General features: G+C 66.9%; 14 protein-coding genes. 7 read left to right on the top strand and 7 right to left on the bottom strand.

Annotated features, from left to right (window positions below; genetic code table 11):
- Positions 1-16 precede the first annotated feature (16 nt).
- Positions 17-1,651, top strand: a complete 1,635-nt coding sequence (locus QX094_RS10655) for a glycosyltransferase family 39 protein (RefSeq protein ID WP_316187911.1) — start codon at positions 17-19, stop codon at positions 1,649-1,651.
- Between the two features lie 24 nt (positions 1,652-1,675).
- Here QX094_RS10655 and QX094_RS10660 read toward each other — a convergent pair whose 3' ends face one another.
- The 4 genes from QX094_RS10660 to QX094_RS10675 form a co-directional block, all read right to left on the bottom strand.
- Positions 1,676-4,825 carry an efflux RND transporter permease subunit gene (locus QX094_RS10660; RefSeq protein ID WP_316173298.1) on the bottom strand — a complete coding sequence of 1,050 codons (3,150 nt, stop codon included), beginning with the start codon at positions 4,823-4,825 and terminating at the stop codon, positions 1,676-1,678.
- On the bottom strand, positions 4,825-5,751 hold the full coding sequence (locus tag QX094_RS10665) for an efflux RND transporter periplasmic adaptor subunit (RefSeq protein ID WP_316173299.1): 927 nt from the start codon (positions 5,749-5,751) through the stop codon (positions 4,825-4,827). The genes QX094_RS10660 and QX094_RS10665 overlap by 1 nt, the downstream gene beginning before the upstream one ends.
- A gap of 160 nt (positions 5,752-5,911) precedes the next feature.
- Positions 5,912-6,589, bottom strand: a complete 678-nt coding sequence (locus QX094_RS10670) for an OmpA family protein (RefSeq protein WP_316173300.1) — start codon at positions 6,587-6,589, stop codon at positions 5,912-5,914.
- Positions 6,590-6,719: 130 nt separating this feature from the next.
- On the bottom strand, positions 6,720-8,270 hold the full coding sequence (locus QX094_RS10675) for a caspase family protein (protein WP_316173643.1): 1,551 nt from the start codon (positions 8,268-8,270) through the stop codon (positions 6,720-6,722).
- Between the two features lie 351 nt (positions 8,271-8,621).
- Between QX094_RS10675 and QX094_RS10680 the strand changes: the two genes are divergently transcribed.
- Positions 8,622-9,428, top strand: a complete 807-nt coding sequence (locus QX094_RS10680; RefSeq protein ID WP_315750746.1) for an N-acyl homoserine lactonase family protein — start codon at positions 8,622-8,624, stop codon at positions 9,426-9,428.
- 60 nt (positions 9,429-9,488) lie between these two features.
- Positions 9,489-9,689, top strand: a complete 201-nt coding sequence (locus tag QX094_RS10685) for a hypothetical protein (protein WP_315828373.1) — start codon at positions 9,489-9,491, stop codon at positions 9,687-9,689.
- Between the two features lie 105 nt (positions 9,690-9,794).
- On the opposite strand, the gene QX094_RS10690 is transcribed toward QX094_RS10685, so the two are convergent.
- Together QX094_RS10690 and QX094_RS10695 are read right to left on the bottom strand one after the other, a co-directional pair.
- Positions 9,795-11,171, bottom strand: a complete 1,377-nt coding sequence (locus QX094_RS10690; RefSeq protein ID WP_315715219.1) for an IS30 family transposase — start codon at positions 11,169-11,171, stop codon at positions 9,795-9,797.
- Between the two features lie 495 nt (positions 11,172-11,666).
- Entirely contained in the window at positions 11,667-12,644 is a 978-nt protein-coding gene (locus tag QX094_RS10695; RefSeq protein WP_316173302.1) for a L,D-transpeptidase, read from the bottom strand.
- Positions 12,645-12,844: 200 nt separating this feature from the next.
- Here QX094_RS10695 and QX094_RS10700 point away from each other — a divergent pair, with 200 nt between their 5' ends.
- On the top strand, positions 12,845-13,723 hold the full coding sequence (locus QX094_RS10700) for an efflux RND transporter periplasmic adaptor subunit (protein WP_315716991.1): 879 nt from the start codon (positions 12,845-12,847) through the stop codon (positions 13,721-13,723).
- Between the two features lie 246 nt (positions 13,724-13,969).
- Here the strand turns inward: QX094_RS10700 and QX094_RS10705 are convergent, their stop codons facing one another.
- Positions 13,970-14,830 carry a caspase family protein gene (locus QX094_RS10705; RefSeq protein ID WP_315716990.1) on the bottom strand — a complete coding sequence of 287 codons (861 nt, stop codon included), beginning with the start codon at positions 14,828-14,830 and terminating at the stop codon, positions 13,970-13,972.
- Positions 14,831-15,260: 430 nt separating this feature from the next.
- Here QX094_RS10705 and QX094_RS10710 point away from each other — a divergent pair, with 430 nt between their 5' ends.
- The 3 genes from QX094_RS10710 (at position 15,261) to QX094_RS10720 (ending at position 19,267) form a co-directional block, all read left to right on the top strand.
- On the top strand, positions 15,261-16,985 hold the full coding sequence (locus QX094_RS10710) for a hypothetical protein (protein WP_316173304.1): 1,725 nt from the start codon (positions 15,261-15,263) through the stop codon (positions 16,983-16,985).
- Positions 16,986-17,197: 212 nt separating this feature from the next.
- Complete coding sequence (locus QX094_RS10715; protein WP_315716988.1) at positions 17,198-17,923, top strand: thermonuclease family protein; 726 nt, start codon at positions 17,198-17,200, stop codon at positions 17,921-17,923.
- A 156-nt stretch (positions 17,924-18,079) separates the two neighbouring features.
- The gene (locus QX094_RS10720; protein WP_315716987.1) at positions 18,080-19,267 is read left to right on the top strand and encodes a pyridoxal-phosphate-dependent aminotransferase family protein; all 1,188 of its coding nucleotides are present in this window, start codon (positions 18,080-18,082) and stop codon (positions 19,265-19,267) included.
- The last annotated feature ends 3 nt before the right edge of the window (positions 19,268-19,270 follow it).

Below are 19,270 nucleotides of genomic sequence, written 5' to 3' on the forward strand. Positions count from 1 at the left end.
GGTTGGAAGTGACGTCATGAGTCTTGCGTTGCCGGCAATCGCCATCGAGGCCAGTGGTTCTGTTGGCCGTTGGCGCAGAGCTCTCGCGGTCTGGATCGACGCCGTGGAGGACGGCTGGGCCGTTCCGGCCTTGATCATCGGGTTCGTCGCGGTCTGGATGGTGTATTTCTCGATCGCCTATCTCGGGGGCGATCTCCACCAGGACGTGATCGAGACCTGGTCGCTTGGACGCAGCTTCGACTGGGGTTCGACCAAGCATCCGCCGCTGATGGGCTGGGCGGCGTGGGCCTGGACCACCGTGTTTCCGCTGACCAACTGGTCGTTCAACCTGCTGGCGCTGACCAACGCAGCCGTCGGCCTCTTCGCCGTCGACCTCATCACCCGGCGTTTCGCGCGCGGTGACAAGCGGCTGGTCGTACTGCTGTTGCTCATGCTGCTGCCGGTCTATCAACTGCATGCGCAGCGCTTCAACGCCAACGCCGTGCTGCTGTCGAGCTGGCCGCTCTCGACGTGGTGTTTCCTGCGCTCGTTCGAGACGCGTCACGTCGGCTGGGCCATCGCGGTCGGCCTGACCGGGGCGCTCGCGATGCTCGGCAAGTACTACTCGGTCTTCCTGATCGCGAGCTTTGCGGTCGCAGCGTTGTGCCACGGCGAGCGTCGGGCCTATTTCACCTCGCCCGCGCCGTGGATCGCGGCGCTGTCCGGCCTGGTCGCGCTGGCGCCTCATATCTATTGGCTGGCCACGACCGGCGCCCAGCCGTTCTCGCATGCAATCGAGCATCACGTCGGCAAGACCGCCGTGGCCGCCCTGGTCGAGGGCAGCGGCTTCCTGTTGGCGATGGCCGGCATCGCCGGTATCCCCGGCCTCATATGGCTCGCCATGACGCGGCCTCGCCCCACCCGCGTGCTGAACGATGCGCTCAGCCTCGACTCCGGACTCCGGCTGCTGGCGATGATCAGCATCGGGACCGTGGTGTTCCCCGCACTGGTCTCGATCGTGTTCGGCACCGACATGCCGCCGCTGTGGGGCCTGCAGGGCGTCTTCCTGTTCGTCATCGTGATCGTGTGTGGCGCGAGCTATCACGCCCCCCGCGACATCACTATCAATCTCGCCGTGGCGACGATCGCGATCGCCGCATTCGCGGCCACCGTCGTGGCGCCCCTCCATGCAGTGTACCGGAACTACGTTCCGTTGAACGAGGGTCGCAACTTCTATGAGCCGGCCGTGACCGAGCTGGACCGCCTGTGGCAGACGGCATCGAACGGCGTCCTTCCCGCCGTCGGCGGCGATGACGGCCTCGCCTTTGCCGCAGCGTTCTACAGTCCCGACCATCCGCACTATGAAATGGCGCTGGTGCACCCGCATGAGCTGCAACCTCCGTCCGAAGCGCTGACTGCGCAGGGCTGGGCGGCGCTGTGCTACGACACCGACATCTCCTGCATCTCCGGCATGCAAGCCGCGGCGGCGCAGGCGCGGCGTTCGGTGCGGGCCGATTTCACGCTCCGGACCAAGCTGTTCGGCCTGGAAGGCGCCAGCCAGGGCTTCGTTGCCCTGATCGTGCCGCCTGAGACCGCCGCGCCAGTCGACGGCGCCCCGAGCGGGGGTCTCGATCTCAGCGCACGCCGCCGCATGCCCTCGACCGCGAACTGAAACAGCTCGTTCTGGTACGTCATCTCATTCCGCTGCCGGCGACATCGCCGGCGGCGGCTTTGGCTGATGCGCCGGCTCCGACCCATGGCCGGACTGCGCCTCGTCGGCGGCATCGCCGGAAGAGACGATCAGCTTGCGGCCAAGGCGGGCGAACAACGCGCCGACATCGTCCATCACCAGGAACATCGCCGGCACGAACAACAGCGACAGCACGGTCGAGAACACCAGGCCGCCGATCACGGCGAGCGCCATCGGCGAGCGGAACTCGCCGCCGGCACCGACCGCGAGCGCGCTCGGCATCATGCCGGCGACCATCGCGATCGTGGTCATCACGATCGGACGGGCCCGCTTCATGCCGGCATCGATGATCGCCTCATCACGCCTGACGCCGGCATGAATCGCCTCGACCGCGAATTCCACCAGCATGATCGCGTTCTTGGTGACGATGCCCATCAGCATCATCATGCCGATATAGACCGGGATGGTGAGCTGCTTGCCCGTCAGCATCAGCGCGGCGATCGCGCCGCCGATCGACAGCGGCAGCGAGAACAGGATCGTGATCGGCTGCAGGAAGGTGCCGAACAGCAGCACCAGCACGGCGTAGACGATCATCAGGCCCGCCGTGATCGCCGTGATGAAGCCCGACGCCAGCTCGTTCAGGCTCTCGGCATCATCGGACGGGATCAGCTTGACGCTGGCCGGCATGCTCTTTCTGACCGGCAGCTCGTCGATCTGCTTGGTTGCATCGCCGAGCGCCGCAAGTCCGACGAGGTCGGCGGCGACGGTTGCCTGCCGCCCGCGATCGTAGCGGCTGATGCTGGTCGGGCCCTGGTCGAGCTTGATGTCGGCGACGACGGCCAGCGGCACGCCGCCCTTTTCGCCGTACTGCCCGAGCGGCACCCGCAACTGTTCGAGGATCTTCACGTCGCTGCGCGCCGCGTCCTCGAGCTGCACCCGGATCGGGACCAGCCGGCCGCCGGCGTCATACTTCGCCAGCGCAGGTCCAACATCTCCGATCGTGGCGACGCGGATCGTCTGCGACAGGCTTTCGGTCGACACGCCCAGACGTGCCGCCAGATCCGCGCGCGGCTGCACCCGCAACTCCGGCCGGTCGAGCGAAGTGTCCGACACCACGTTGGAGATAATCGGAATCCGCTTCATCTGCGAGGCGAGCTCGCTCGCAACGTTGTCGACCAGCTTGGGATCCGAGCCCGTCAGCACCAGCTTGATCGGGCGCAGACCATTTTCGTCGGTGAACCAGAAACGGATGTCCGGAATGGTTTCGAGATCCTTGGTGATCTCGAGCTCGAGCTCTTTCTGGGTAATCTTGCGCTCGGTCTTCGGCGTGTAGTTGACGATCATTCCGGCGCGACGAACCTCCATCGCGCCCTGAAGCCGGCCGCCGTCGACGAACACGCTGCGGACCTCGGGCCGCTTGCGCAGGCGCGCGACGATGTCCTCGGTGACCTTCTCGGTGTAGGCGAGCTGCGCGCCTGGCGGCAGCTCGATCGCGAGCAGCGATCGCGCCGCGTCCTGCGCCGGCAAGAACCCTTGCGACAGCAGCGTCGTGCTCCAGATCGAGGCAGCGAAGATCCCGATGCCGAGCAGCACCGTGACAAAGTAGTGCTTTACCGACCACGTCACGATGCGCTGATAGGCACGCAGGATGAACCCCGGCGGCGGATCGTCGTGCTTGTGGTCCTTGAGGAAGTAGGCCGCCAGCATCGGCGTGACGAAGCGCGCCGCCAGCAGCGAGAAGAACACCTGCACCGAGACGGTGATGCCGAACTGCTTGAAGAACTGTCCGGCGATGCCGGACATGAAGCTCGCCGGCGCAAAGATCGCGATGATGGTGAGGCTGATCGCGATGACCGCGAGCCCGATCTCGTCGGCGGCATCGAGCGCCGCGCGATAGGGCGACTTCCCCATCCGCATGTGGCGCACGATGTTCTCGATCTCGACGATGGCGTCGTCGACGAGAATACCGGTCGACAACGTGATCGCCAGGAACGACACCATGTTCAGCGAGAAGCCGAGAATATCCATCGCCCAGAAGGCCGGAAAGATCGACAGCGGCAGCGAGATCGCCGCGATCACCGTGGCCCTGAAGTCGCGCAGGAACAAGAGCACGATGATGACGGCCAGGATCGCGCCCTCGAACAGGGTCGAGATCGCCGCTTCGTAATTGCCCTTGGTGAAATCGACCGACGTATCGATCAGCTTCAGCTCGACGTCGGGATGGGCGGCCCTGACCTGGTCGATGCGCTTCTGGACCGCGGCGGCGACGACCACATCGCTGGCGCCCTTGGCGCGCTTGATGCCAAGCGCGACCACCGGCTCGCCGTTGAAGCGCGCAAAGGTGCGCCGATCGGCAATCGTGTCGGTGACCGTCCCGAGATCGGCGAGCCGGACCTCGCCGCCGCCGAACAAGGGAATCATCGTGTTGGACAGCTCGTTCAGCGTCTTGGCGCCGGCAAGCGTGCGGATCGCCTGGTCGTTCTTGCCGATCTCGGCGCGGCCGCCGGCGACGTCCACATTGGTGCCGCGCAGACTCTGGCTGACATTGACGGCGGTGAGACCCATGGCCTGCAGCCGGTCGGGATCGAGCGAGACCAGAATCTCGCGCTCGACGCCGCCGATGCGCTCGACCTGGCTGACGCCGCGCACGCCCTGCAGCTCGCGCTTGACGACGTCGTCGACGAAGAACGACAGCTGCTCCGGGGTCTTGCCCGGTGAGATCGCCGCATAGGTGACGATCGGCAGGCCGATCTTGTCGACGCGCGAGATCAGCGGCTCGGTGACGTTCTGCGGCAGGTCGGAACGAACCCGGGTGACGGCGTCCTTGACGTCGTTGATGGCGCGATCGGTGTTGGTCTCGAGCGCGAACGTAATCGTCGTCACCGACAGGCCGTCGGTGATCAGCGACTGGATGTGGCGCGCGCCCTCGACGCCGGAGACGCCGTCCTCGATGATCTTGGTGACCTGGGATTCAAGCTCCGACGGCGCCGCGCCGAACTGCGCCACCGCGACCGAGATCACCGGAATGTCGGCGTTCGGCAGCCGGGTGACCGCGAGCTTGGTGAAGCTCATCCAGCCCAGGATCAGCAGGATGATGGAGAAGAGGATCGACGGCAGCGGGTTCCTGATCGACCATGCCGAAATGTTCAGTGCCATCAGCGTACCCGCGTGCGATCGATGTCTTCGGCAAACATGGTCTTGATCTGGTCGCCATCGTGCAGCGAGCTGCCGGCGTCGGCCACCACGATTTCTCCCTCTGTCAGCCCGTCGAGGATCTCGCTCGCCGTATCCGACACCAGGCCGACCCGCACCCGGCGGGTCTCGATCGTGTTGCCCTTCACGACCTGGATGGTGAGATGATCGATCGCCGTATTGGGCACGGCGACGCCACAGCTTCGCCGGGCATCGATATTGGCGCGCGCGAACATGCCGGGCTTGAGCGACGGATTGCTGGTCAGCGCGATGCGCACATGGCCCAGCTGGGTGGTCCGGTCGACCTGCGGCGCCACCACGCGCAGGCGGCCGACAATGTCGGGTAGGTTGTCGCGAGTGATGCGCACCGGCGCGCCCGTGCCGAGCTTCAGGAGATGAACGCTCGGAACCTCGGCGTCGAGCTCCAGCTCGTTGTTCACGGCGATGCGGAACATCGGACCGGCCTGCGGCGAGGCCGGCGCACCGGCGATCGTGCGGACCTCGGTGACGAGTCCTGCGGCCGGCGCGCGCAGCGACACCGGCCGGTTCGCGGCCGCCGCCGGCGCTCCCGGCTGTGGCGGTGACGGCGTCAGGCGCGCCAGCTCCTGGTTCTCGGTAACGGTGTCGCCCTCCTTGACCAGGACGTCGATGACCCGCGAGCTTTCCTGATCGGCGCCGACCACCGCCTCACGGCGGGCCACGACGAAGCCGGTGACGCGCACCAGATCTGAGAAGCAGGCCTTCACCGCCTTGGTCACCAGCACCTGGGCCTGCATCGGCGGCTCCTCGGCGGTGTGATGGGGACGATGCTCATACCAGTAATAGCCGGCGAACAGGGCCACGAAGACGACCGCACTGGCCGCGGACTTGAGGGATTTTGGCAGCTTCATCGGCAGGGTGATCCGGTCGGCGCGAGATGCGGGTTATGGATGCTGCGAATTTGGCACGGGGCGCCCCGACAAGGCGATGCGCCCCGCAATCCTGCGGGACGCATCCGGCCACCTCGATCTCCGGCCACGCGACCTCCGACGGCGCTTGATGGACGCGACGCTACTTGGCCGCCGCCGTCTTGCTCTGCATGTTGACGACCTGAACGCGGCGATTCACCTCGGCGAGCGGCTGGCTCGGATCCTTCAGCTTGCTCTTGCCATAGCCCACCGTCACCAGGTCGGCGCCGGCGATGCCGAACTTCTCGACCAGATAGCGCTTGATCGAATCGGCGCGGCGCTCGGAGAGATCCTGATTGTAGGCCTCGCCACCGGCGGCATCGGTATGACCGGCGACGACGAAGGTCGACCCTTTCAGCTCGGCGTTGGTCAGCGCCCGGCCGAGCGCCTGCACCGACGGCAGCGACTTCTGGCTGATGTTGGCGGAGTTGTAGTCGAAGGTGATCTCGAGGTCGATGTTCGGCTTGGTCTTGGCGACCGCCGCGATCTCCTCGCGCTCGGCAGTGGACAGCGACCGCGTCGAGCGGCCGCGAATGCTCTGCAGGAACTTGTCCTGCTCCGGCGCGACCGCGGGTGTGGCCTCCGACGGCGGCGACATCGACAGTCCCCGCGTCAGCGGCTTCTTCTGCCCGGCCAGGGCGCGGACGATCTGATCCTCACTGACATCATCGGCCGCGAAAGCCGGCATCGTGCCGAACAAAGCGGCCGCGCTCAGGACCGTCGCGGCCAGGAGAGCCGTCAGGCCGGCGGTCATGGTCGAATTCGTTTTCGGTGCGGTCATTGCCAATCCCTCCTCACGCGAACTGATCGTCCCGGTCTCCGCCGCGCCCGGCGCGACACCCGGCTGTTCGCTGTTATGTCGGTCCGGCCTGCCGCATGGTTCGAGCCGGCCGGCCGACGCGCGCAACAAATCAGCGCACGCCGTAGGCTTCGAACTCGCGGACGATGTTGGGGTCCATCGCCTTGGCGTTGGCGATGTCGAGCGCGCCCTCCTGCGCGGCGCCGTTACGCTGCTTGGCGAGACCGCGGCCATACAATGATGACGTCAGGCGCGGATTGATCTTCAGCGCCGCATCGAAATCGGCGATGGCGTTCTTGACCGCGCCGCTCTTGAGGTTGACCAGCCCGCGGCTATCGAGCGCGTCCACGAAATTCGGCCGCAGCCGCAGCGCCTCGTTGCAGTCGCGCAGCGCAGGTTGCAGCTCGCCGACGACGGTGCGCGCCCAGCAGCGGTTGTTGAGCGCCTCGACGTCCTTTGGATTGATTCGGATGGTGTCGTCGAAATCGCGGATCGCCTGCGCGTAGGCGCCCTTGCTCGCATACACCTGGCCGCGTCGGTACAGCGCGCCGGCATCCTCCGGATTGGCCGCGATCTTGGCGCTCAGGCTCTTGATCGTCGGATCGTCGGCGAACGGATCCTGCGCGGGCGCTGCTGGGGCCGCGGGCGCAGCAGGCGCGGCGGGCGCGACGTTCGCGATCACGGGAGATGGCGCGGGCGCCGGCGGCGCCGGAGCAACCGGCGCGGGCGACGGGGTATCCACCTTCTGCACCGGCGTCGGCTGCGGCGCGGGCGGAGCCGGCGGCAGCGGTGACGGCACCGGCGGCGCCACCACGACCTGCGTCGGGGTCGGCGCAGGTACAGGTGCAGGCGCCGGCGCCGGCGCGGCATTGCTCTCGGCCGGCGGCGGCCTGACGCCATTGCCCGGCACGAAGGAGAAGTCCTCCGCCAACGACGACGAGATCCACGGCACCTGCTCGCTGCGCGAGGCGCGGGTGACGCCGACGCGGGTGCGGTTCAGCGTCTCCTCGGCGGTGAGGTCGGGAACGCGGATCTCCTTCAGGAGCTCCTGCACGAACAGGCTGCGATCGCGCCCGCCATCCGTCACGACAGCGGACAGCGCCGCCGAGTACATCACCAAAGTACCGCTCGGTGCGATGACCGGCGCGAGGCCGGCCGAGGCGGTGCGGAACCTGCGCTCATAGGGATTGCGCCGGGAAGCATCGAGCAGCGCGATCTTCACGCCGGCGCCGCGGCTGTTGATCTCCTGCAGCACCTGCTCGAGGCTGATGCCGTCGCGCCGCACGTCGGCCTCCTGCCAGATCTGCGCATCGACCGGGATCATGTAGCTCTGCCGGCTCGACTGGATGCCGTAGCCGGAGAAGAACAGCAGCGCCACCGAGCCCGGCTTGATCTTGCCATAGAGCCGATCGAGGCCGCGGCGCATCGCGTCGCCGCCGGCATTTTCCAGCGTCTCGACGCTGAAACCGTCACGCTTCAACTCGTCGGTGAGATCGCGGGCATCGTTGACCGGTTCCTTGAGCGGCGCGTCAGCATCCGGATATTTCGCATTGCCGATCACCAGGGCGAAGCGGTCGCCGGCCGCGTGCGCGGGCCAGGAGACAACGGCCGAGAACGCGACGGAGAACATCAGGCCGAGCGGCAACAGCAGGCGGAAAGTCATCACGATGGCGGTCCAGCGGTCAGCAATCAGGCGCCGTCCAGCTTGCGCCGCGGCGACCATATCCCACGCGTCAGGCATTATCAAATCGCCGTGACGGCACGTCAACCGCTTGCAGAGGTTGACGAATCGTCTGAGGCGGCGACCGCCCGCAGGAGCCTCTTGCGAGCTGCGGGCCATGACACGAGCGGACCATGCAACGATCCCGATGTCCTGCAATGTGAGATGCCTCACGCTGTGTCGCGGCAGCGCACCGTCCGGTTCGACCGCCACCGCGATTGGCGTCGATGCGATTGACCTCGATCCCCGCCGATGGCTCGATGACAGCCGCGCTCAACCAACGAGAAGGCCATCATGGGGAACGCCGCCGAGATCTACGCGCTGCGCTATGCGACGATGTCGCCGCGCACGCCGCATATGAACTTCCTGCAGCCCGATCCGCACGACAGCACGGCGCAGGACCTCGACTATTTCGTGTGGCTGATCCGCCGTGACGGGCGTGACATCCTGGTCGACACCGGCTTCAACGCCGCGGAGGCCGAGATTCGCCATCGTACCCTGACGCGCGATCCGATCGATGCGCTCGCTTCCTTCGGCGTTGCGGCGGCCGACATCCGCGACATCATCGTGACCCATCTGCACTACGATCACGCCGGCAATCTCGACCGCTTCCCGAACGCGCGCTTTCACCTGCAGGAGCGCGAGATGGCGTATGCGACCGGACGCTGCATGTGCAACGGCATGCTGCGCTACCCGTTCACGGTCGAGCACGTCACCACGATGGTGCGCCACGTCTATGGCGAGCGCGTCACCTTCCACAACGGCGACGGCGAGGTCGCGCCGGGCGTCACCGTGCACCGGGTCGGCGGCCATTCCGACGGGCTGCAGGTGGTGCGCGTCGACACCGCGCGCGGCCCGGTCGTGCTCGCCTCCGACGCCGCGCATTACTACGCCAACCTGCAGCGCCGCAGCCCGTTTCCGATCGTGCTCAACATCGGCGACATGATCCAGGGCTGGGAGATCATCGAGCGCCTCGCCGGGCATCCGGATCGATTCATTCCGGGCCACGATCCGCTGGTGACCGAACTCTATCCGCGCGTGAGCGAGGCGGCCGATGCCTACGCACTGCATGTGGCGCCGTCTCGGTCGTTTGCGAGATAGCGGCGCGGCAGGACCAAGTGACGTGACAGGAATGAGCATCGTTTCCGCCATCCCGAGGCGGTGCTGATTTTCTTCGCCGTCATCGCCCGGCTCGAACGGGCGATCCAGGACTCCGAGACGGACAGGCTCAATCACCACGGCCGCGGCGTACTGGACCACCCGCCTGCGCGGGTGATCGACGAAGCGCCGCGCGAACATGACACTTCGGTCTCGCGGCGCGTTTCGCGTCCGAGCTTTACTCATCGAGACACCCTCTTCTGAACAGAGGGCGCAGGGAGAGCCAGGCCTCGGCTGAGGCCTGCGGTCCGCCTGCGAGAAAAAATGCAGGCGGCAGAACCACAGGTACAGCCGAATGACCCGGCGGGCTCAAGCGGTGGTCGCAACACCAAGTGTTTTCATTCGTGACAGCAGCTCGTCAAGCGCTTCTGCTGGAGTTTTCCATCCTAGCGTCTTTCTCGGTCGGGAATTGAGCGCTGCGGCCACGGCGGCGATCTCGTCAGCATCGTAGACGCTCAGATCGGTACCTTTCGGGAAGTACTGCCGCAGCAGGCCATTCGTGTTCTCGTTCGTGCCACGTTGCCAGGGGCTTCTTGGATCGCAGAAGTAGATCTGAAGGTCTGTATCGATCTTGAGGTCACTGTGTTGAGCCATTTCGGTCCCCTGATCCCAGGTTAGCGAGCGGCGGAGTTCTTTGGGCAAGGTGACGATGGTGCGCGTGATCGCATCGCGTACCGCTTCAGCTCCGTGTCCGGAGAGCGCAGGCCCATCCTTCGTACGTGGGCCATCGTCAAACCCCGGCAGCCGTGGAAGGTGCAGGAGCATTGTAAACCGCGTGCTGCGTTCGACCAGCGTGCCGATTGCCGAGCTGGCGGAGCCGACGATCAGATCTCCTTCCCAATGTCCCGGCACAGCTCGATCCGCGACTTCGGCCGGACGCTCACTGATCATGATCTCTGGCGATATGAAGCCTTTGCTGCGCTTCCGCGTACGCGCTCGGGGCACGCGCAGCGCACGTCCCGTTCGCAAACAGGACGACAACTCGCGTTTCAGCGCTCCTCGGCCCTGAACAAAAAGCGCCTGGTAAATGGCTTCGTGGCTGATGCGCATCGCCTCGTCATCCGGGAAGTCGATCGGTAAGCGCCGGGCAATCTGCTCGGGACTCCACGCTTTCGTCCACCCCTGATCCTGGCTAGAGCCCGCACGACCGGCCTTCCGCCGAACGCCGCCTGGAGGTGCGACAAACCCTGCAAGCCGCTCTTCAACATAAGCGCGCAAGGCGGCGTTGCTTGCAAGCTTGCTCGGCTTAGGACGCCGGGCCGATCGATCTGCATGCCACTGGGCGGCCGTCGCCCGATAGGCCATCTTGCCGCCGTGCGTGGCCGCATTGCGATCGAGTTCACGGGAGATGGTCGAGGGAGATCGATTGAGACGCCGCGCTATCTCTCGTACAGAATGGCGCTGCGCATTCAGCAGCGCAATCTCTTCGCGCTCAGAAAAAGAGAGGTGCCGTCCGGAGAGCGGCTTCGCTGAAGGTCGGAACATTGCCGGTGCCACGCCGCCCGCTTTTCGAAATAATCGGGGGCCGACAGCATCCGATAATCCAGCAGCCAGCGCAGCATTCTCGCTGTTCAACCCAGCGGCAATCCCACGCCAAAATTTCTGCTGTTCCGCACGCCCCGCAACTGGTGGGCGCCCCAATGATCCCAGCTTGCCCCGCGTTGACCGTTTCTTTCGAATGCCCATCGCAACCTCCTCATCGAGTGTTGCGACGACCAATTGAATCCACCCCCGGCCCTCCCTGCGCGATGGCTTTACGATTTATACGCAGTCTCCTCGGTGACCGGCTTGTTTGTCACCGTGGCGACGACGCGCGCATCACGCGCGCCGCGCGGACCTCAGCGTCGGGAGGCCAGGACCCTGCGACTTCACCGTCCGCAGCATGGCGTACGTCCGCGTGCTCTCACGCTGCGCCCCGCCGCGGCCATCGCATCCCACCTCAACGCGTCGTGACGTTCGCGAAAGCGCCCCTCTTCAATGAGGCGGGACGGGCGGAAGTCTCCACCTGATTTGCCCGACGGCACAAGCGATTTCTTTTTTACCGAACATCTGGACAGCCCAGATCAAGTTGAGATGACTGAATAAATTGGCCGCTACGCGCAGATGCAGCTTGACGTGCTCCGTCATTGCGAGGAGCGAAGCGACGAAGCAATCCAACCGCCCCGGAATGATTGTGAACATTCAATGCAGCTCCACCTTCGCCTTCTTCGCCAGGTGGTCACCGAGGAATCGCACGTCCCAGTTGGTCAGCCGCACGCAGCCATGCGACTCCGACTTGCCGACCTTGGACGGCTCGGCCGTGCCGTGGATGCCGTAGCCGTTGCCGACCGACAGGCCGATCCAATAGGCGCCGACCGGGTTGTTCGGGCCGGGCTTGATGGTGAACGGCTTGCGCGACTTGACGCCCTTGAACTCGTAGTCCGGATTGTAGCGGTAGTTGGGATCGGCATCCCGCGAGGTGACCTTGAAGGTGCCGTCGGGCGTCGGCTTTTCGTCGCTGCCGACCGTGGCGGGAAACACCGCCACCAGCTTGCCGTCGCGGTCGAACGCCTGCACCGTGCCGGCGTCCTTGCTGATGTCGAGCCGCATGATGTCCGGCGACTTCTCGTCCGGCCTGATCACATTGGCGACGGCGATCTGCTCGCCCTCCTTGTCGAAGCTGGCCTTCGGATTGAGCGCCGACAGCAGCGCCTCGCTCATGTGGAATTTCTCGGCCAGCGCCTCGCGCGGCGAGGTGTAGCCGAGCGCCGGCAGGTCCTTCATATCCTCCATGTGCTGTGGCAGCTTCTTCAGGAACGGCCCTTTCACATCGTCGCGGGTGATCGTGTAGGAGACGATCGCCGGCGCCTGGTCGCCGCGCAGCAGCGCCTCCCACAGCTCGGGCGTCAGCTTCGCATCACCGGCAAGCTCCTTGGCGCGCGCGAACGCGGCGAGCGCCTTGCGCGCATTGTCGCCGAAGCGGCCGTCGATCTCGCCGGGAGAGACATGCGCGCGATCGAGCAGCACCTGGACGCGGATCGCCACCGGATCCATCTTCTCCTCGGCAGGCGGCCGCTTGCGCAGCTCGGCGCTGTTGACGGCGTCGGCGGTGAGCTCGGCGGAGAGCGCAGGCGTGACGACGACGGCGCAGAGCAGAAGCGGTATCCAGAGCCGAAGCATGGTCGTGAGTCCCAAGTGAAAGACGGCTGACATTCGGCAGCGTCAACGGCGACCCGGCCGAGAAGTTCGGCACCATCGGCTGAACGTCGCGGCATCCTGGCGCGACTACCAGGGACGCGGGTCGGCTGGCCCGGCGGCGGTGCGTCTGCTATCCCGGCGACAGCCGTGCAATGAATTGGGTTCGCGAGGATCGGTTTCGGATGGGACATGCCGCAATTGCCGCCACGATGCGCCGGATGCCGATGCTCGCCGCCGCCGGCCTGCTGGCGATGATCCAGGCTGCGGCAGCCGATGACGGCGCGCCGAAGGGCGCCGCGGTCAGCGTGCTCAAGGCGACCAAGGCCTGCTTCGACAACACGGTCGAGGTGTCCGGCATGGTGCTGGCGCGCGACGAGACCGCCGTCAGGCCAGATCGTCCCGGCCTGAAGGTCGCGGAGGTGCTGGTCGATGCCGGCGACACCGTCACGGCCGGACAGAACCTGGCGCGGCTGACGCCGCCGGAGGGCGGCACGATCATGATCCAGGCGCCGGTCGCGGGCACCATCCTGTCGTCGAGCGCCACCATCGGGGCGTTCGCCTCCGGTCGCGGCGAGGCGCTGTTCTCGATTCTCGCCCGCAACGAATATGATCTCGTCGGCCTGGTGCCGAGCGCCCAGCTCGGCAAGCTCGCAGTCAACCAGACGGCGCGGATCCGCATCGTCGGGGCCGGCGAGGTCGAGGGCAAGATCCGAAGGGTGGCGCCGACCGTCGAGCCGAACAGCCAGCTCGGCCAGGCCTTCATCGGCATCACCGGCACGGCGCGGTTGCTGGTCAATTCGTTCGGCCGCGCCGTGATCAAGATCGGCCAGAGCTGCGGCGTCGCGGTGCCGCTGACCGCCGTGCTGTACGATCCCGACGGCACGGTGGTGCAGGTGGTCCGGGCTCAGCGGATCGAGACCAAGCGGGTCGAGATCGGCCTGATGGCCGGCGGCCAGGTCGAGATCCGCGACGGCCTCGCCGAGGGCGACGTCGTCGTCACCCGCGCCGGCGCGCTGCTGCGCGAGGGCGACCCGGTGCGGCCGGTGATGGCGAGCAATTGAAAGACGCGACGCCGCAGGGGTCTGAGGGGCACGCGGCCCCACCCTCCCCCGGAGGGGGAGGGTCGTCGCGCGGCGCGCCAGCGTCGTGCGGCGGGGGGTGGAGCCAGGGATGACGGTGCAAGTGGAGAGATCACCCCACCCCGCCCCACGGTTCGCTTCGCTCGCCGTGAGGCGACCCTCCCCCTCCAGGGGAGGGTGGGAGGCCGCCGAGAGGGCGGAGCATCTCAGGCGCGGGACAGGCTAAGCTCAGCTGCCGGCGTTCGCGACGTCGGCGCTGAAGCGGATGTCCTCGACCAGCGAGGATGACACGGTCGGCACCTGCTCGCCGTCGGAGCTGCGGGCGATGGCGTTGCGGGTCTTGTTGAACACGGTCTCGGCGCTCGGGCTCTTGCCGAGCTGGTTCAGCAGCTCGCCGACCAGCACGCTGTTCTGGCCCTTCGGATCGTCCAGCACCTTGCCCGGTGTCGCCGACGACAGGATCAGGGCGTTGGCCGGCGCATTGATCGGCGCCAGGCCGTGCGAATAGGCGCGGAAGCGGCGCTCATAGGGATTGCGGCGGGCGGCGTCGATCACCACCAGCTTGGCGCGCGCGCCCTGCTCGCGGACGGTATCGAGCAGGCGCTCGATGCTGGTGCCGTCGCGACGCACGTCGGCTTCCCGCCAGATCTTGGCGTCGACCGGGATCATGTAGCTCTCGCGTCCGGCCTGGATGGCGTAGCCGCCGAAGAACAGCATCACGACCGAGTCGGGCTTGATCCTGGCCTTCAGGCGCTCGACCGCGCGGGCCATGTCGTCCTTGTTGGCATCCTCGACGACATCGACGTCGAAGCCGTCGCGGCGCAGCGCGCCGGTCAGCGCACGGGCATCGTTGATCGGCTGGACGAGCGGCGCGTTCGCGTCGGGATAGTGACCATTGCCGATCACGAGCGCGAGGCGCGCGCCGTTGCCGGTCGCCACGCTGCTCTGCTCGGAGGCCGCGGCCTTGGGCGCCTCGAGCGAACGCTTGTTCAGGGCAGCATGCGCGCCGATCGCGAGCGACACCGTGCAGAGAAGCGCGGCGGCGATCACGGCCGATCGGCGGGAAAGAGAAGGCTGCCTTGCGGTCATCACGTCAATCCTGGTCCGAGCCTGCCCATCGATGCCAAAGGGGTGCACCCTTTGGTCGCGCTGGCGCCTCTGAGGTTTGAGGGGTTGCGAGACGATGTGTCGTCTCAATGCGCGCAAATTGCGGCGCCGCAACGAAGAAAGGCTTAACCCGAACCCGCGTCCCAAGCAACATCGGAACACCATTGACTTTTCAAGCACTTGAAGAGAAACGCAAATTTAACCATGACGGCGATCTCCAAACGGCCCCGGACGGACCGCCGGGAGACCACATTGCCGCCAAATCCGCCTCCCGCGCCGTGACCGCCGTCACGTTGTCTTTGGCCGTCCAGCGTGTCAGTTTGCCCAATGCATGCGCGTGACGCGCCGTTTCCCGGGCGTCTCGAGCAACGCATGCCGCTCGTCCCGCCTTCGACAACCCGCGAGTCCTCGCTTGAGTTTCCAGTATTTCGCCGGCGCGGCCTGTCGCGCACTGACGGCCCGGAAGGATGGGCCCTCGCTGTACGAGGTCTGCGATCCCATCCTGCGCCGGCCCGGCAGCGGCGACCCGCATCTGTCGAAATTCTACCGGACCGCGCTCGGGAACCCGGCGCTGCGCGCATTGCTGCGCCGTGCCGGCCTGCCCGAGTTGAACGATCCCGCTGTTCTCAATGCGCTGCGCGACGCGCTGGTCCTTGCCCGCGACAATCCGACGCCGGACTGGGAGCAGGTCGGCCGCCCCGTCGCCGATCTGGTCGACAGCGTCGCCTTGCACCACCCTGCCCCGCCGCGCCGGACTGCGGCGGCGGCCATGCCGCCGGCCGGCGAGGTCGATCGCGTGATCCGGGCCTGCGGCGCCGACCTGCTCGGCTCGTTCAGGCGCAATGGCTTCATCCCGACCTATGCCGCCTTCAACCTGATCGGCGATCCCGACATGAAGGGCCGCGAGGTCAAGATGGCGCTGCAGGGGCTCGACGCCCGCGGCTACAAGAACTCGACCTTGCTGTTCAACCTCGCCCGCGTCTTCATCGCGCGATCGCCGGCGGCCGCGGTGATCAATCCGCCGTGGCGCGGCATCGCCGAGCCGATGTGGGAGCCGGTGCAGATCCGCCACCGCTCGGCCTATTACGACGCGTTCTTCACCGAGGCGCTGCTGAGCTATCTGGAGACGGGCCTCGCGTCATCGGAGCAGACAAGCGCGGCGCGCAGCGCCATCGCCGCCATGGTCGAGTTCTGCCTGACCATCAGCCGCGAGGAGGTGCGCGGCGCCGACGGCAAGAGCTACAATGTCGTCACCGCGCTGGCGCCGCCGCCGCATCCGCGCTTCTCGCGCTTCTTCACCCAGATCAAGCAGGACCTCGGCTTCGGCATCTACGTGCCGGATTGCGACACCACGGCGTGCTCGTTCTCGGCGGCGACGCAGGCCGGCTCGGACGATCCGATGTTGAGCCAGCCGCTGCTGGATTTCTATGCGGGCTACCAGGTGCGCGCCGGCGGCAACGAGCCGCGCGTGACGGTGCCGATCAACGACAACATCGACTATGAAGGCGGTGTCGCGACCTGGATCGACAGCCTGGCCGGCGAGCGGCCCTACGGCAATGATCTCGATCCGACGTTGAACCTCGACGTGCTCGAGGTATCGTTCCGCAATCTCGGGCGCTGGCAGATCCTGGAGACGCAAGCCCGGCTCGACGTCGTCAGGCGGATCGTCGGCTTCCAGCAGCGGCTGGTGCTGAGCGGGGCCTTCGCCGACCCCCGCTCGCACATCTATTATCTGCCGGAGCTGTACTGCGCCTATTTCGGCCGCTGCTACCACGCCTTCATGGCGCTGCCGCCGGCGGCGCGGCAGGCGATCGATCCCGACGGCGCGTTCGAGCTCATTCGCCTGCGCGTGCTGGCCTATGTCGAGGACGAGCTGATCGGCCGCGAGATGAACCCGTTCGACGCCGCGCTGGCGCTGATCGCGCTCGGCCATCTCGGCGGCGCTGCGGCGAGCTTCGCGCCCGCAGTGCATTGCATCGTGACGTCGTTCGGCGAGGGTGGCCGGCGGCATCCGTACCGCGCCTATGAGTGGAACAAGATGAAGACCCCGACCCGCATCCTCGTCGGCGGCCCCGAGGTCACCTCGGCCTTCGTGCTGATGGGCCTGGCGCTGGCAAAGCGGGTGGCGGTGAACTGATCGAGCGATATGTCAGCGGCCCCGGCGGTGCACTCCCCTCCCCCTTGCGGGGAGGGGAGCACAGCGACGCCCTGGCAATAGCTCGGCTCCTCCTTTCAGCCGCCATCGCGCGAAGTTGAGCGGCTCAGCCAATCACGGCGCTGGAACCGCGGGCCGATCCGCCGCACAATTGCTCCAGCCTTCCCATCCCCAAGGACGACCCGCGCCCGTTGATGTCGATGAAACCAGCTCTGCTCGCGCTCCTCCTGCTGCTGCCCTCCGTCGCGTCCGCGGCCGACATCACCGGGATTCCCAAGATCCGTGAGGCCGATGGGATCACGATCGGGACCACCCGCATCCGGCTCGGCGGCATCGACGCGCCCTCCGTGGATCAGCTCTGCCTCAACAAGAACGGCGAGCGCTGGACCTGCGGCGTGGCGGCGCGTGACGAGCTGATCAAGTACGTCGACGGCAAGAGCTGGACCTGCCATCCGCGCTCGATCGACCGCCGCGGCCGCCAGGTCGCGCGCTGCGACGTCGATGGCGAGGACATCCAGAAATGGCTGGTGCGCAGCGGCTGGGCGCTGGCCTATCGCACCCTCTCGCATGACTACGAGCCCGACGAGGCGGAGGCGCGCGCAGCCAAGGCCGGCATGTGGCAGGGCGCGTTCATCGCGCCATGGGACTGGCGCGTGCGCAACAAGAAGACTGCGATCCTCGGGGCCACCAACCCGCCGGAGGGCGCGCGCAAAATCCTGCTCGCCTCGGCCTCGGGCCCGGTCGCGCCCTCGCCGGACTGCACCATCAAGGGCAATGTCAACGGCGCCGGCGAGTGCATCTATCACACGCCGCAGAGCCGCTGGTACGCGCAGATCAAGATGCACGTCGCCAAGGGCACCCGCTGGTTCTGCTCGGTCGAGGAGGCCGAGGCCGCCGGCTGCCGCGAAACGAGGCGCTGACGGCCCGACCCGCCGGCCTGCCGGGGGCATGCCAGCCCCCCGGCTTCTCCGGCTTTTCTTAATGCGCCGCGCCACGTAAAACGACCATGGGCCGGCCGTGTGCGAGAGCCCGTCACCACCCTCAACCGCCAAACCACATCGCCGAGGACACTGACAATGACCGTTCGCGCGGGCCGGGAGTTTCTGGCCATCCCGGGACCCACCACGATGCCCGACGAGGTGCTGCAGGCGATGCACCGCCCGGCGCTCGACATCTACTCCAAGCAGATGGTCGAGCTGACCGACGGCATCATGTCCGATCTCGGCAGGCTGTTCGCCACCAAGGGCAAGACCTACATCTACATCGCCAACGGTCACGGCGCCTGGGAGGCGGTGCTCTCCAACGTGCTGGCGCGCGGCGACAAGGTGCTGGTGCTGGAGAGCGGCCGCTTCGCGATCGGCTGGGGCAATGCGGCGCGCGCGATGGGCGCCGAGGTCGAAGTGCTCCGCGGCGACTGGCGCCGCGCGGTGCGGCCGGCCGAGGTCGAGGCGCGGCTGCGCGCCGACAAGGAGCACAGCATCAAGGCGATCGTGGTGGCGCAGATCGATACGGCGTCCGGCGTCGTCAACGACGTCGAGGCGATCGGCCGCGCCATCAAGGCCGCGGGCCATCCAGCACTGTACATGGTCGACACCGTGGCCTCGCTCGGCTGCATGCCGTTCGAGATGGATGCCTGGGGCATCGACGTCGCGATGTCCGGCTCGCAGAAAGGCCTGATGACGCCGCCGGGTCTCGGCTTCGTCGCCGCCAATGACCGCGCACTCGAGGCGCACAAGCGCGCCAACATGCGCACGCCCTATTGGGACTGGAGCGAGCGCGAGGGCACCGAGCACTATCGCAAATATGGCGGCACCGCGCCGGTGCATCTGCTGTTCGCACTGCGCCAGGCCATGGACATGCTGTTCGCCGAAGGACTGCCGCATGCCTTCCGCCGCCATGAGCTGTTGGCTGAGGCCGTGCGCCGCGCGGTGGCGAAGTGGAGCGAGGGCCAGGTGATCGGCTTCAACATCGCAGACGCCGCCGAGCGCTCCAACACCGTGACCACTGTGCTGGTCGGCGAAGGTTATGATCCGGCCGTGTTGCAGACCTACTGCAAGGAGCAGTGCGGCGTCGTGCTCGGCACCGGGATCGGCGATCTCCAGGGCCAGGCGTTCCGCATTGCCCATATGGGCCATGTCAACGCGCCGATGGTGCTGGGCACGCTCGGCGTGATCGAAATGGCGCTGGTGGCGTTGAAGATTCCGCACGGCCGCGGCGGCCTCGACGCCGCGATCCAATGGCTCGGCGAGAGCGTGACCCCGTAAAGG

This window comes from Bradyrhizobium sp. SZCCHNS1050 (assembly GCF_032484785.1).
Lineage (GTDB): Bacteria > Pseudomonadota > Alphaproteobacteria > Rhizobiales > Xanthobacteraceae > Bradyrhizobium.